Origin of the sequence: Serratia sp. P2ACOL2 (assembly GCF_003691565.1) — a bacterium.
In the GTDB taxonomy this organism is placed as follows: Bacteria; Pseudomonadota; Gammaproteobacteria; order Enterobacterales; family Enterobacteriaceae; genus Serratia; species Serratia liquefaciens.
Window position 1 is genome coordinate 1,223,841 of sequence record NZ_CP033162.1, and the last position, 13,815, is coordinate 1,237,655.

Below are 13,815 nucleotides of genomic sequence, written 5' to 3' on the forward strand. Positions count from 1 at the left end.
CGGGGAGGGAATGCGGGTGATGATTTTTAATGTGTTCGGCCGCCTGCTGGGGGTCAAACGGGCAGGAGGGCAGTGGCAGCTGTTTCGCGTGACGTTGCCGGAGCGCAAGTATGCGCGCAGTTACGACATCGTGTTGCCGGATGAATTGACCGAAAGCGAGATAGCCGGCTATCTGGGGGACATTTACCACGAAGCCGCGACGGAACGCCATCCTGACGTCGTCAGGATCGAATAAACCCCGGCCCGATAAAAAGGGCCGGAGGATTAATCTTCTTCGTTGCGGGCCATCAGTTGGCGTTGGTGCTCTTCGCTGGCCGCCTGGATCTCTTCCAGGACGGAACCGACATCGGCGCGTTTGTTGCTCTCGACAAACTTGCCGGTCAGCACGCTCGCCGGGGTCAGATTACCTTCCTGGTACAGCGCCCAAATCTCTTTGGCATATTTGCTGCCGAGCAGTTCTGGCGCGTACTGACCGTAAAACTGCGACATGTTGTTGATATCACGTTCGAACATGCTTTTGGCGTGGTTGTTGGCGGCGGCATCCACCACCTGCGGCAGATCGATAATCACCGGCCCGTTTTTGTCCATCAGCACGTTGAATTCCGACAAGTCGCCATGCACCAGCCCGGCACACAGCATGCGCACCGCGTAGTTCATCATCAATGCGTGATCGGCCCGTGCCTGTTCCGGCGTCAGGGTAACATCGCTCAAGCGCGGCGCTACCAGGCCTTCTTCGTCGGTGATCAGTTCCATCAGCAATACGCCATCCAGACAGATATCCGGCTGCGGCACGCGAACGCCCGCTTTGGCGAGCAGGTTCAGCGCATCGACCTCGGTGTTCTGCCAGGCTTCTTCCTGCTGCTGGCGGCCGAATTTAGAGCCTTTGCTCATGGCGCGCGCATCACGGCTGTTGCGCACTTTGCGCCCTTCCTGATAGTTCACGGCCTGCTTGAAGTTACGTTTTTCTGCTTCTTTGTAGACTTTGGCGCAGCGGATCTCTTCGCCGCAGCGCACGATAAAGACGTCGGCTTCTTTGCCACTTTTCAAACGGCGGATGACGTCGTCAATTAAACCATCATCTACCAATGGCTGGAGTCGTTTTGGAATTTTCATGCAGCCTTGTACCCTATTTAGGCTCCGGTGTGAATGGTTTGCTAAGGTGTTACCCCAATTTAGACCTGAAAGGCAAAAAATAGTTTGCCGCCGTTGCGACCGAACGCCGCAACGGCGCACCCGCTACAGGGTTTCCGCCAACACCCAAACGCTGACGCTGCCGCCGTTAACCGGGAAAGTTGCCTGCCCCAGTTCGTCGGTGATGACCTCATCCTGACGGTTGCCGAGCAGATCACGCCAGCTTTTATGTGCCAGAGCATCGCCCAGCGAAACCGCTTTGCCGCTTTCAGCTCCGTTGGTGAGCACCACCACGCAGCCAGGGGCATCGGCGGTGCCGCTGCGGGTGAAAGCGACGCAGTTTTTATCATCAAAATAATCGGTTTGCACGCCGTTGGCAAAGCGTTGACGCGCCTGGATCAACTTTTCCAATTCCGGGATCACCGGCATATCAATTTGGTATTCCTGGCCGTCACTGCCTTTATCCTTATAGCTGGCACCGTACAGATCGGGATAGAACACGCAGGGTACGCCTTGTTCGCGCAGCAGGATCAGAGCATAGGCCAGCGGTTTAAACCAGGGTTCGACAGGAGCTTCCAGCGATTGCAGCGGCTGGGTGTCGTGGTTGGCGACCAGCGTGACCGAATGGGCCGGATCGGCGGCGGTCAGGGTGTCGGTGAAAATCTGCGCCATATCGAACCCGTCCCCCTGCTTGGATGCCTGATGAAACTTCAGGTGCAAGGCTACGTCGAACAGCATCACTTTGCCCTCGACCAGGTCAATATACTGTTGCAACGCTGCCAAATCGTGCGACCAATATTCGGCGACGATAAACAGATCGCGCTGCGCGCTGTCACGCACATGATCAGCCCACTCTTTAAAGAACCAGGCCGGGATGTGTTTGGCGGCGTCCAGCCGGAAACCGTCGCAGGGCAGAGTCTCCATCAGCCAGCGAGCCCAGTATTTCAGCTCCTCCGTCACGGCGGGGTTGCGAAACTCAACGTCGGCGCCCATCAGGTAATCGTAGTTGCCTTTCTCGTCGCCGACCTGATCGTTCCAGCCGTCGTCGCCGTAATCATTGGCGATTTTGAAAACGCCTTTTTCATCGGGCTGTTCTACGTAATCCACTCCGCCGAAACATTTATAGTCCCAAATGAATTTGGAATAGGTACCTTGCCGCCCTGGAAAGGTGAAGCGGGTATAGGCCAGGGCGTCAAAACCCTGATCGTTGATGTCATTGCGGTTGTTGGCGTCCGCTTTGTATACGTGCACCTGCTCTTTTTCGTCGGCGCCGAGCTTATGGTTAAACACCACGTCGTAAATGACCCTTACGCCGTTGTCGCGTAGCCGGTTGGCGGCAAGAGCCAACGCCTCTTTATCACCATATTTGGTGGCGCGACTGCCTTTTTGATCGAACTCCCCGAGATCGAACAGATCATAGCTGTCGTAACCTACCGAATAGCCGCCGGAAGCGCCTTTATAGGCAGGGGGAAGCCACAGGTCGGTGATGCCGATCCCGGCAATTTGCTCTGCGCGTTCGGCGGCTTCCTGCCATAACTTACCGCCATCGGGGTAATACCAATGGAAAAACTGCAGCAACGTGGTTTTTTTCGTCATGAGCAAGCCGTCCTGTTTGCCAAAAGGAGGTGCAAGATGAGCGGTAGCTCACCCCATCACTGTTACAGCATGGGCTACTTTTGGCAAAAGGGAAACCAGGTTTGGGCGGCCGGATATGCCGCCCTTGGAGGTTAGCGTTGGCTGGCGTAATGCGGTGAGCGCGGGCCATACAAAATGGCGCCGTTCTGGCCGTTTGCTGACAACAAGCGGGTATTGGCGATGGCACCAACATCGAACCCCTTGTCACTGATGGTATCGGCAATTTGCGCGATGGCGGCGCTGATTACCATACCCAGCAGACCGCCGCTGGAGTTGTTGTTATTTTCGTTGCTGGAGGCGGTAGCGCTGCCGGCCCAAAGTTGCTTGCCGTTACGCAAATCGACCAACCTGGCTTTCACGGTAACGCGCGTTTCGCTGTTAATAACGATATAGCTGGTGCCGTATTGTGTGACATCCAGGTACAACACAGCGTCGGCACCGAAGATCTTATGCAGCTTTTGGATACTGACCGCACGGATATCGTTGGCGTTGGTCAGGCCGTTTTGCTGAAAAGTCTCTTCGACCACGGCGACCGGCAGCACATAGTAACCGGCTTCCGCCAACGGCAGCGTGGTGCTGGCAAGGACGCTATGGCTGGCTTTGACATCCGGCGACTGATTGACAGGAGGGAGCACCAGGATGGATTTCGGCTTGCTCTCGTGGAAGGCTGCATAATCGTAAGGTGCTTGTTTGGCGCAGCCGCTCAACAGCAGGGTAACGGCGACGCTGAAGAAACCTAATGCACGTTTCATTTAAAGCTCCCCTTATCCTTAGCCATCAGGAAATTCATAAACGGCGCTGATTCCGGGAACAGCGTTTTCTCTGTATTGAACTCGGTCATGGCCTGGCCGGTATTGCCGGTTTTGCTGTACAGCAACCCCAGTTGTGCATGCAGGCCCGGCGGCACGGCTTTATTCTTGGCGCGAGATTTTTCGGCAATTTCTTTTAGCGTCAAAATCTGTTGTTCAGGGCTTTGGCCATCCTGTTGGTAATATTGGTAAATCGAAGTTTGATAGCCATCCCAGTTGTAGAGCGTTTTTGGCGCGGCGCAGCCGGCCAGCAGGGTCGCTGCGAACAGCGCCCCACCCATTTTTTTAGTTATCATATTGCTGCTTCTATTCCGTTAGTTAGCAGGGCGCCATGCGCCACTTTCGATACCGGCAACCAGGTTATTGACCGCTTCGCGTACGGCCAGATCCAACACTTTGCCGTTGAGGGTGGAATCGTAGCTGGCGGTGCCGCCGAAGCCGATGATTTCACGGTTGGATAGTTGGTACTCGCCGGCACCCTGGGTGGAGTAAACCACTTCTGAGGTCTGTACGTTGACCACATTCAAATTGACCTTGGCATAGGCCACCTGCGTTTTACCGCGTCCCAGAATGCCCCACAGCTGGTGATCGCCCACTTCTTTACGGCCGAATTCGGTCACGTCACCGGTGATCACGTAGTTGGCGCCTTTCAGCGTCTGGGTTTGGCCTTTAATGCCGGCTTCAGTTTTCAACTCATCCATATTGGCGCGATCAAGCACGTTGAAGCGGCCGGTTTGCTGCAGATGGGTGATCAGGATGGTTTTTGACTGGTTGCCCAGACGATCGACGCCATCGGAGAAGATGCCGTTCATATAGCTGGAGCGGTTATCGAACTTGCCGACGGAGATAGGGCTGCGCTGCCCCTGGTAGCTGGTGTTGTAGGACGCCACTTTAGGCACTTCCAGAGAGCGCGAGGATTCAGTAGCACAGCCTGCCAGCAGGCTGACGGAAAGGGCGACTGAGCAGACAACGAGTGATTTTTTCATCGGAATACAATCTCTCCATGATTATAAAAGCGCACAAAACAGACCGTTTTGCGCCAGGAATTTAAACGGCAGGGGAAATAACAGGTGCTATTTAAACGGGGCAATCCTGCCATGGATATGTAACAAAATACAACTGAATATCGACATAATTGGCGCTATTGGGGATTAAATAAGTCATTCAAATACAATGGATTGTGTAAGGATGTCATTCGTATTTTATCTGGTTTGCTGAATTATCCGGTTTTTGATGGGTTTATTATTTGTAAAATATATATTTTATGGATTTTTATTTTGTAAATTTAATTCAGTAAAGAATGTAATTCTGCTTGAGGCAACAGATTGCTGCAGGTGTCTCGTCAGGTTGAGATTTCACACCGTTTAAAAATCCGTTATGGTAATGAATATTAGGTAACACTATCAACTAAGTGAAGTGTTTTAGCGCTGGTACCAACGGGGACATTGATTGTGAACATCAGAGATTTCAGGGCATTGTCGCGCAACCTGGTCAGAGAACTGGGCATGCTGAATAAACAGAGTAACGGCAGCCGTTTTTCACCATTACAGATCCATATTCTGATTGAGATCAGCACGCTACCCCTGGGCGTGACCGAACTGGCCACCCGGTTGTGTATCGATAAGGCCAGTGCCAGCCGGGCGGTGCGTAGCCTGGTTGCCGCGGGCATGATTGAAGCGGTGGATTATCCGCACGATAAACGCCACAACCTGAATCAACTGACCCGTTTGGGCCGTAAAACGCTGGCGGCGATAGACACCAATGCCGATGGTTTTATGCAGGATGCATTGGCGCAGTTGGACGATGATGAGTTGGCTGCCACTACGGCCGCGATGAAAAAGATGACCTCGGCATTACGTAACGCACGTAAGCAGCGTGACGCCGCTTTGCGGGTTCGTCCGATAACCCAGGATGATGATGCCGCGATGGCGGGGATTATTTGCAACGTATTCCGCGAGTACGGCATGGATAAAATGGAAGGCGTTAGTCTGCACGATCCCGATTTGGATCGCCTGACCGGCGTTTACCAGGATAACGGCGGAAAATATTGGGTGCTGGAACAGGAAGGCCAGGTAGTGGGGGGCGTCGGCATTGCCCCTTTGGCGGGCGGTGACGTCGGTTACTGCGAGCTGCAAAAACTGTTTTTCAAACCCAGCGTACGCGGGTTAGGCATGGCGCGTTACATGGTGGTGCAGGCGCTGAAAGCGGCGCGGGCAGCGGGGTACCGCTACTGTTATCTGGAAACCACCGAGCAGTTGAAAGAGGCGCTGGGATTGTATTATGCGCTGGGTTTTACGCTGCTGACGGAAAGACGCGGCAATACCGGCCACCACGGCTGCAATATCTACCTGCTCAAGAATCTGCAAAGTGACTGAGTACCATCCATAAAACAAAAGGCGGCCCAAGGCCGCCTCTTTGCGCAATGACTGATTCAGCCATTAATTGTAGATGATCGCAGTACCGTGCAGCTTGTTGTCGCCGGTAGTTGAGATGATCTGGAATGATTTAGCGCCTGCTTCATCCGCTTTGGCCGCCAGTTTGTTTTCCAGGCTGGTCAGGTCGGATGCACCGCTGACGGTGACTACGCCGGCTTTTTGCAGATCTGCCGGTTGAGCGTTAACCAAATCGGCGGCAAAGCTGCCGAATGAAGCGGTGGCCAGTGCGATGGCTGCGATGGTGATTTTCAGGTTTTTCATAGTCTTATTCCTATCTTTATATTCTGTATACGGTTTTGTCTGTTGGGTCGTTAAATTAATTAACGATCGATAATTTAATGTTAGACGCCTGTTCGACGCTTTGCAACTATTTTTTTAGTGTTCGTTAATTAATTTTTTCTGACAGCTTTTTGCTGGAAGGCCAAAAGCCGTAGCCATTCCAGCATTATTTAATCAACTTATTGTTATTTATAAATTAATGCGGTGCCGTGCAGTTGGTTGTTGCCGCCTGCGCCAACGATCTGGAACGATTTTGCCCCGGCTGCGTCAGCCTTGGCCGCCAAACCGGCTTCCAGAGCGGTGAGGTCTGAAGCTCCGCTGACGGTGATCACCCCGGCTTTCTGCTGATCTGCCGGTTGGCTGTTAACCAGATCGGCGGCGAAGCTGCCGAATGAAACAGAGGCCAGCGCAAGGGCTGCAAGCGTCATTTTTAAGTTTTTCATGATGTTAATTCCTGTTTTATCAACGTAAATGGGCGTATTTGAATTGGTTGTCGCCAATTACTTAACGATCGATAATTAAATGGTAATCTCTTCTCGACGAGAGCGCAATATTTTTTTATAATGACCGTTAATTTAATTGGCAAGCCCTGCTGCGGAGCGGGATAAGAGAGGGTCTATGAGCATCAGTGAAGAAGTCTGTGCCAAAAAAACGCGTGGCAGACCGAAGCAGTTTGATCGCGACCGTGCGCTGGAAAGCGCACTCGATCTGTTCTGGCTGCATGGTTATGAATCCACCTCGATGGCCGATCTGGTCGAGGTGACCGGTGCCAAAGCGCCTACGCTGTATACGGAGTTTGGCAATAAAGAAGGGTTGTTCCGCGCAGCGGTAGAGCGCTACCTGGAAAAATACACCACGTGCATCAACCAACGGCTGGAGCAGGATTTGCCGGTGGCGGACCTCGTCGAGGATTATGTGCGTTCTCTGGCGCAGCTGTTCACCGATCCGGAAAAACCGTCCGGCTGCCTGATGGTTTGTGCGTCCGCGGCGTTATCGTCCTCTTCCGGTGATGTGGCCGAGATGCTGCGCAAAAAGCATCATATGCAGGAGGCCAGCCTGAAGGCTTGCTTCGACCGCAAGGTAGAACAGGGCGAACTGTTGGTGAAAACCGATACCGCGCTGCTGGCCAAATTTATCATTTGTACCATTGAGGGCATGTCGACTCAGGCACGCGAAGGCGCCAGCCGTGAAGATTTGTTGCGTTTGGTTGATGCGTTGATGCTGGTCTGGCCGCGCCTGAGTCAGGTGGGCAATAAGGTCTAAGCAGGGCACACGACAGGAATAAAGGCCGCATCGCTGCGGCCTTGGTCGGTATTATTGGTTAACCGGGATCACCGCACCCTGGTATTTTTCGCGGATGAAATCCTGAATCGCCTTGGAGTGCAGCACCTTCACCAGCGCAACAATTTCCGGCTTGTTCACGTCGGCCTTGTGCACGGTGATGATGTTGGCATAAGGGTTGTTTTCGCCGCTTTCCACCGCAATCGGGTCTTTGGTCGGGTTCAGCCCGGCGTCGATGGCGTAGTTGGCGTTAATCACCACCGCATCGCCCTCGTCGTTGTTGTACATCTGCGGCAGCAGTGCACCTTCCACATTGGCCTGGAACTTCAGGTGTTTCGGGTTTTCCACCACGTCAGAAATGCGCGCATCCACCTTGCTCACGCCCGGCTTCAGTTTAATCACGCCTTCTTTTTCAAAGATCGACAAAATACGACCTTCTTCCGCCACCGCGTCACGCATGATGATTTTGCCGTTGTCCGGTAAATCCTTCAGGCTTTTGTACTTCTTGGAGTAAATACCGATAGGTTCGATATGGATAGCGCCGGCGCTGACAAAGTCGTAGCTCTTGTCGTCGGCATGATCCTTAAGCACCGAATTCAGGTAAGGCACGTGTTGGAAATAGTTGGCGTCAATATCGTGGCTGGCCAGCGCGGTGTTCGGCAGGATGTAGTCCTGGAAAGGTTTGATCACCAGATCTATGCCTTCCTTCGCCAGAATCGGTTTGGCCTGCTCGAGGATTTCCGCGTGCGGCACGTTAGATGCGCCGACCACCAGCTTGGTTTCCGCCGAGGCACCCAAAGAGGCCAACGCGGTCAGTGAGGCGAAAGCCAGCAACATAATTTGTTTTTTCATCATCATTATTCCCTGGTTATTTATCGTTTATCGAGCGTGGTTGTAAGGGTGTCGCCAATGAACTGGATAACGAAAACGATCAATAAAATCGTTAGCGTTGCGGCCAGCGTCACGTCACCGTGGTTGCGTTGAAAACCTTCCAGATAGGCCAGATTGCCCAGCCCGCCTGCGCCTATCACCCCGGCCATCGCGGTGTAGCTCACCAGCGCGATCAGGGTAACGGTAATGCCTGAAACCAGTGCCGGTGAAGATTCCGGCAGCAGCACGCGGAAGATAATGGTGCTGGTTTTGGCGCCCATCGATCGCGCCGCCTCAATCACTCCCTTGTCGACTTCGCGCAGGCCAATCTCGACCAATCGGGCGTAGAACGGTGCCGCGCCGACGATTAGCGCCGGCAATGCCGCATCGGCGCCCAGAATGGTGCCGATCAACGTCTTGGTGAACGGGATCAACAACACGATCAGAATGATGAAAGGAATGGAGCGGAACACGTTGACCAGCACTGAAATCAGCGAATAGACGGCCCGGTTTTGCAGCAGCTGACCGCGGGAGGTCAGGAACAGCAACACCCCGAGGACGATGCCGAGTACCAGCGTCGCCAAACCGGCGATCCCGGTCATATACAGGGTTTCCCAGGTGGCGTTCAACAACGAATCAAGACGCAGGTGAGGGAACAGTGACTCAAGCATGTTTAATGACCTCAACGGCGATCTGTTGCTCTTTCAACAGCTTCAGCATGCTGTCGATTTGCAGGTCGTTGCCTTCGACGTGAATGTAAAGTTCGCCAAAGGAACCATTCAGGGTTTGACTGATTTTGCCGTGCAGAATGTTGATACTTACCTTGTAACGCAGGATAACGTCAGAAATCACCGCCTGATGGGTCTGCACGCCGACAAACGTCAGCTTGAAAATCGCGCCCGACAGATGTTGGCTCAACAGCGGATTGAAGCTTTCCTCGGTTTCCTGATATTGCGAAACCTGTTTGACGAACTGTTGGGTGATCGGCTGCTGCGGCCGGGTGAACACGTCAATCACCGGGCCTTCCTCAACGATGCGACCGTTTTCCATCACTGCCACCCGGTGGCAAATTTTGCGCACGACGTGCATTTCATGGGTGATCAGCACAATGGTCAGGTTCAGCTTGCGATTGATGTCCAGCAGCAAATCGAGAATCGAGTCTGTGGTTTGAGGGTCGAGCGCCGAAGTGGCCTCATCGCACAGCAGAACCCCCGGATTATTGGCCAGCGCGCGGGCGATGCCGACGCGCTGTTTTTGTCCGCCGCTCAACTGCGACGGATAAGCATCTTCGCGGCCCTGCAGCCCAACCAGTGCGACCAGCTCCGCCACTCGCGGTTTAATCTGTACTTTGGGCACGCCGGCGATTTGCATGGAAAAAGCAATGTTCTGACTGACGGTGCGTGACCACAACAGGTTGAAGTGTTGGAACACCATGCTGATTTTCAACCGCGCCTGGCGCAAGGCATTGCCTTCGGCTCCGGCGATATCGAAACCTTCAACCTGAATGCTGCCGCTGCTGGGCGTTTCCAGCCCGTTCAGCAGGCGGATCAGCGTGCTTTTACCGGCGCCGCTGTAGCCGATGATGCCGTAGATTTGCCCGGCCTCGACCGTCAGGTTGACGTCATCCACTGCGACAACGCGGCCCTGTGCGCTGTCAAAAGTTTTGCAAACGTTCGAAAGAACGATCATAGAGAAGCGAATCCTTATTTAATACATCACAGAATTCCGTCCGGAGCGCGTCACGCCGGAAAGGGATCGGCTTCTTGGGATAAGGGCAGACGGAACCTCTGTTGCTGGTGAATACGGGCCAATCCTACCGGGGGTTTATAGTGACAGGAAGAATGTAAATTCTATTAGTTATTCTGATTTGGTATATCAAGTGATGGGCGGAAGTGATGGTAAAACGACGGCCAGGGCAGACCATGGCCGAGGGATTGGCGTTAGCGTTTGGCGAGCTTCATGTGCAGCAGTGGGAAAGGGTTGCCCTGGCCGTCGAGCGCGGAACGCCCGGTGATTTCAAACCCGTAGTGGCGGTAAAAACCGCTGGCCTGCGGGTTCTGTTCATTGACGTCCAGCTGCAACTCGTTATGCAAGGTTTCCGCATGCTCCAGCAGTGCCTTGCCGACGCCCTTGCCGCGCTGATCCTGATCGATAAACAGCATTTCCACTTTGTTGCCGCTCAGTCCGATAAAACCGCAGGGCTGGCCGGTGCCGTCCACGGCAACCCAAACGTTGACCGCAGGCAGGTAATCGTTCAGCACCAACGGATAGAGTTTGGCGATGTCTTCTTCGGTAAGAAAATGGTGGGTAGCGCGTACCGAACGCTGCCAAATCTCCACCAGTTGCGCATTGTCTTCTGCCGCGCGAGCTCGGATAGTGAACATGGTAACTCCCGTATTTGGACTCATTTATTTTAAACCCGGCCCCAGAGTCTGGCTACGGTCAGGGCGATAAAGGCTTCCAGCTTGGCGGATTGCCGCCTTTCGGGCAGATAGACCAGGTGCATCGGGCGCGGCAGTGGTGAATACTCCGGCAGTACCCGGACCAATCTGCCGGCGGCGATATCTTCATCCAGCAGCAGAGTGGCATGCAGCGCGATGCCAAAATCCGCCAATGCCGCCCGGCGTACCCCTTCACCGGAGTCCATTCTCAATCGAGGCCTGACCGGTACGCTGATCTCTCCCGGCGGCCCCAACAGCCGCCAAAAGTGGTTGCCATCCCACTGGCTGAAACCAAAGCAGCAGTGTGCGCTGAGCTGCTCCGGCCGTGTGGGTTCACCGTGCTGTGCCAGATAATCCGGCGAGGCAGCCAGCGTCATGCGGTAATCGGGCAGGGCGCGCGCCACCAGGCCGTCGTCCGCCACCGGCCCGATGCGAAACGCGGCCTCGTAGCCTTCTTCGATCAAATCCACCTTGCGATCCGACAGCACCACTTCCGCTTCCACCTCCGGGTGCCGTTGCAGGAACTCGGTCAGTATCGGTGTCAGAACGCGGTTGCCGAAGGTGACCGGCGCGCTGATGCGCAACAGCCCGCTCGGGGAGCTTAACAGCGCCCGCGCACTGGCTTCGGCCGCGTCGGCATCGGCCAGCAGTCGGCGGCAGCGTTCGTAAAACACCCGACCGGCCTCGGTCAGCCCCTGGCGGCGAGTAGTACGATTAAGCAGCGGCGCATTCAACCGTTGTTCCAGAGCGCGAATGTGTTTGCCAACCATGGTCGGTGAAATAGCCATCTCTTCGGCGGCGGCGACGAAGCTGCCTTTTTCCACCACCCGCACAAACACCGCCATGCTGGTTAATCGATCCATTATAAACCCCTGGTGTTTTCTGAATGCTTTTTAGGCCACTGTTGCCGAGTATAGCGCTTTGCGATAATCAATCTATCGACCGTCAGTGTGTTATTGGCGGAAATTTTCCGGAGTGGCGATATGCAGGCATTAGCGTTTGAACAATTTGGCGGGCCGGACGTGCTCGAATACCTTGAGCTGCCGACGCCGGCGGTACCTGCGGGTGCGGTACAGGTACGCATGGGGGCCGCCGGGCTGAATTTTGCCGATATCTATCGCCGTAAGGGCAATTACGTGCTGCACGGCAATCCCCCCCATATTGGCGGTTACGAGGGGGTCGGCACCATCATTGCCTTGGGTGAGGGCGTTCAGGGGTGGCAACTCGGAGAGCGGATTGGTTTCGCTGACGTACCTTTTTGTCATGCCACTCGCATCAATGTGCCGGTGGAGCACGCGCTGCGTCTGCCGCAGGCATTGAGCGACGTTGAAGCCGCCTCTATTTTGCTGCAGGGGCTGACGGCGCAGTACCTGATCAATGACAGCGTTCAGGTCAAGGCGGGCGATCGCGCCCTGGTGCATGCCGCCGCCGGCGGTGTCGGACAGATCCTTACCCGGATGCTGGTGGCGCGTGGCGCGCAGGTTTACGCCGTTGTCTCTTCGGCGCATAAACAGCAGACTGCGTTAAACAACGGCGCGGTGGCGGCCTTCACTTATCAGCAGGATTGGGTCACGCAGATTGCCGCTCTGACCGACGGCGGCGTTGAGTACGGTTTTGACTCCGTGGGCATCACCCTGCAACAAAGCATCGACGCGCTGCGCCCCGGCGGTCGGGTGGTCACCTTCGGCATGGCCGGGGGCGAGGCACCGGCGATCTCTGCCTATCAGCTGATGATGGATTCCAAAGGCGTAGTGGGGGGCGATCTCTGGACTTACCTCAATAGCGCAGAGGCGCGACGTGCGCGGGCCGAGCGTCTGTTCAGCAGTTGGCAGAATGGGGAGTTTGCTATCCCGCACATCGAAACCTTCCCGCTCAAAGAGGGGGCGGCGGCGCACCGTCGCCTGGAAGATCGCAGCTTTGCCGGTAAAATTGTGCTGCTCAACGATAGCGACCCGCGGAGTTAAAAGCCGTATTTCGCTTCATGTTACACTGGCCGCCAGAAGCTAAACGGGGCCAGTCAGGATGGAAGTGATACGCGCAGCGATAGAAAAACAGGTCATCAGCCTGACCGGGCTGGCGCTCGGCGGCATTGATTTTGAAAATCCGCCGGGGGATCCCGGCCTGTTCGGCCCGCAGTCGGTTATCTGGCAGGTGCACAACGATTTTACCTCGATGCTGTGCGGGGGCGTCAGCGCCTTGCTGATGCAAATGCTGCACCCGCTGGCGTTGGCGGGAGTGTGGGATCATTCCAACTTTCGTGAAGATATGCTCGGCCGCCTGCGCCGTACCAGCCAGTTTGTCTCCGTCACCACTTTTGGCCCCACCGCCGAAGCCGAACGCCTGATTGCCAAAGTCAAAGCTATTCACCTGCAGGTCAACGGCGTCAGCAGCGACGGCAGGCCTTACACCGCCAGCGATCCTGAGTTGCTTACCTGGGTACACGTGGTGGAAAGCAGCCGTTTTTTGGCCAGCCATTTACGCTACCGCAACCCGTCTCTTCCCCGTGAAAAGCAGGACCAATATTACCGTGAGGCTGCACGCGTAGCCGCAGCCTTGGGGGCTGAAGAAATCCCAACCTCCTGCACGGCGGTAGAGGAGTATCTGCAACGGATGCGTCCGCAATTGGTGTGCGATGAGCGCACGCGGGAAGTCGCGCGTATTCTGCTGGCCGCGCCGGCTCCCAGCGCATTGGCCCGGCCTTTTGGCGCTTTGGTGATGCAGGCGGGTATCGACCTGCTGCCTGACTGGGCGCAACAACAGTTTGATTTTCATCCCGGAAACTTACGCCGCCGCCTGGTGCGCACCGGTGCAGGGGGCGTCGGTAAAGTGCTGCGCGCCTCAATGCGTAATGGTTCATATCAGCGTGCGCTGCGCCGAATTAACCGACAGGCCTGAATCGGCGCAGACTATAATTCTTACCAATAACCCGATGTT

The 13,815-nt window shown here is 55.2% G+C and carries 17 protein-coding genes; 5 read left to right on the forward strand and 12 right to left on the reverse strand.

Annotated elements, in window-relative coordinates; all coding sequences use genetic code 11:
* Window positions 1–16: 16 nt before the first annotated feature.
* The gene (locus EBA31_RS05870) at window positions 17–235 is read left to right on the forward strand and encodes a hypothetical protein (RefSeq protein ID WP_041414319.1); all 219 of its coding nucleotides are present in this window, start codon (window positions 17–19) and stop codon (window positions 233–235) included.
* A 29-nt stretch (window positions 236–264) separates the two neighbouring features.
* On the opposite strand, the gene EBA31_RS05875 is transcribed toward EBA31_RS05870, so the two are convergent.
* The 5 genes from EBA31_RS05875 to EBA31_RS05895 form a co-directional block, all read right to left on the reverse strand.
* Complete coding sequence (locus EBA31_RS05875; RefSeq protein ID WP_020825803.1) at window positions 265–1,113, reverse strand: PA4780 family RIO1-like protein kinase; 849 nt, start codon at window positions 1,111–1,113, stop codon at window positions 265–267.
* 123 nt (window positions 1,114–1,236) lie between these two features.
* Window positions 1,237–2,727, reverse strand: coding sequence for an alpha-amylase (gene amyA, locus EBA31_RS05880; protein ID WP_046374194.1), 1,491 nt, complete (start codon window positions 2,725–2,727; stop codon window positions 1,237–1,239).
* 131 nt (window positions 2,728–2,858) lie between these two features.
* Window positions 2,859–3,518: a DUF799 domain-containing protein gene (locus tag EBA31_RS05885; RefSeq protein ID WP_020825805.1), complete on the reverse strand. Its 660-nt coding sequence runs from the start codon at window positions 3,516–3,518 to the stop codon at window positions 2,859–2,861.
* Window positions 3,515–3,871, reverse strand: coding sequence for a DUF4810 domain-containing protein (locus tag EBA31_RS05890; RefSeq protein WP_041414320.1), 357 nt, complete (start codon window positions 3,869–3,871; stop codon window positions 3,515–3,517). The genes EBA31_RS05885 and EBA31_RS05890 overlap by 4 nt, the downstream gene beginning before the upstream one ends.
* 18 nt (window positions 3,872–3,889) lie before the next feature.
* Window positions 3,890–4,561: a CsgG/HfaB family protein gene (locus tag EBA31_RS05895; protein ID WP_020825807.1), complete on the reverse strand. Its 672-nt coding sequence runs from the start codon at window positions 4,559–4,561 to the stop codon at window positions 3,890–3,892.
* Between the two features lie 465 nt (window positions 4,562–5,026).
* Between EBA31_RS05895 and EBA31_RS05900 the strand changes: the two genes are divergently transcribed.
* Window positions 5,027–5,950: a bifunctional helix-turn-helix transcriptional regulator/GNAT family N-acetyltransferase gene (locus EBA31_RS05900; protein ID WP_041414322.1), complete on the forward strand. Its 924-nt coding sequence runs from the start codon at window positions 5,027–5,029 to the stop codon at window positions 5,948–5,950.
* A 63-nt stretch (window positions 5,951–6,013) separates the two neighbouring features.
* Here EBA31_RS05900 and EBA31_RS05905 read toward each other — a convergent pair whose 3' ends face one another.
* On the reverse strand, window positions 6,014–6,271 hold the full coding sequence (locus EBA31_RS05905; protein ID WP_020825809.1) for a DUF1471 domain-containing protein: 258 nt from the start codon (window positions 6,269–6,271) through the stop codon (window positions 6,014–6,016).
* 203 nt (window positions 6,272–6,474) lie between these two features.
* Window positions 6,475–6,732, reverse strand: coding sequence for a YdgH/BhsA/McbA-like domain containing protein (locus EBA31_RS05910; RefSeq protein WP_020825810.1), 258 nt, complete (start codon window positions 6,730–6,732; stop codon window positions 6,475–6,477).
* A 175-nt stretch (window positions 6,733–6,907) separates the two neighbouring features.
* Here EBA31_RS05910 and EBA31_RS05915 point away from each other — a divergent pair, with 175 nt between their 5' ends.
* Window positions 6,908–7,552 carry a TetR/AcrR family transcriptional regulator gene (locus EBA31_RS05915; RefSeq protein WP_122077719.1) on the forward strand — a complete coding sequence of 215 codons (645 nt, stop codon included), beginning with the start codon at window positions 6,908–6,910 and terminating at the stop codon, window positions 7,550–7,552.
* A gap of 51 nt (window positions 7,553–7,603) precedes the next feature.
* Here the strand turns inward: EBA31_RS05915 and EBA31_RS05920 are convergent, their stop codons facing one another.
* From EBA31_RS05920 to EBA31_RS05940, 5 genes are all read right to left on the reverse strand, one after another.
* Window positions 7,604–8,422: a MetQ/NlpA family ABC transporter substrate-binding protein gene (locus EBA31_RS05920; protein WP_046375068.1), complete on the reverse strand. Its 819-nt coding sequence runs from the start codon at window positions 8,420–8,422 to the stop codon at window positions 7,604–7,606.
* 20 nt (window positions 8,423–8,442) lie between these two features.
* Window positions 8,443–9,111, reverse strand: coding sequence for a methionine ABC transporter permease (locus EBA31_RS05925; protein ID WP_020825813.1), 669 nt, complete (start codon window positions 9,109–9,111; stop codon window positions 8,443–8,445).
* Complete coding sequence (locus EBA31_RS05930; RefSeq protein WP_122077721.1) at window positions 9,104–10,129, reverse strand: methionine ABC transporter ATP-binding protein; 1,026 nt, start codon at window positions 10,127–10,129, stop codon at window positions 9,104–9,106. Before EBA31_RS05930 ends, EBA31_RS05925 begins: the two co-directional genes overlap by 8 nt.
* A 251-nt stretch (window positions 10,130–10,380) precedes the next feature.
* Window positions 10,381–10,824: an acetyltransferase gene (locus EBA31_RS05935; RefSeq protein WP_020825815.1), complete on the reverse strand. Its 444-nt coding sequence runs from the start codon at window positions 10,822–10,824 to the stop codon at window positions 10,381–10,383.
* Window positions 10,825–10,853: 29 nt separating this feature from the next.
* A complete protein-coding gene (locus EBA31_RS05940; RefSeq protein ID WP_020825816.1) occupies window positions 10,854–11,744 on the reverse strand; it encodes a LysR family transcriptional regulator in 891 nt (296 codons plus the stop codon).
* A 120-nt stretch (window positions 11,745–11,864) separates the two neighbouring features.
* On the opposite strand from EBA31_RS05940, the gene EBA31_RS05945 reads away from it, so the two are divergent.
* Together EBA31_RS05945 and EBA31_RS05950 are read left to right on the forward strand one after the other, a co-directional pair.
* Window positions 11,865–12,845, forward strand: a complete 981-nt coding sequence (locus EBA31_RS05945; protein ID WP_122077723.1) for a quinone oxidoreductase — start codon at window positions 11,865–11,867, stop codon at window positions 12,843–12,845.
* 58 nt (window positions 12,846–12,903) lie between these two features.
* Entirely contained in the window at window positions 12,904–13,776 is an 873-nt protein-coding gene (locus tag EBA31_RS05950; protein WP_122077725.1) for an oxygenase MpaB family protein, read from the forward strand.
* Window positions 13,777–13,815 lie beyond the last annotated feature (39 nt).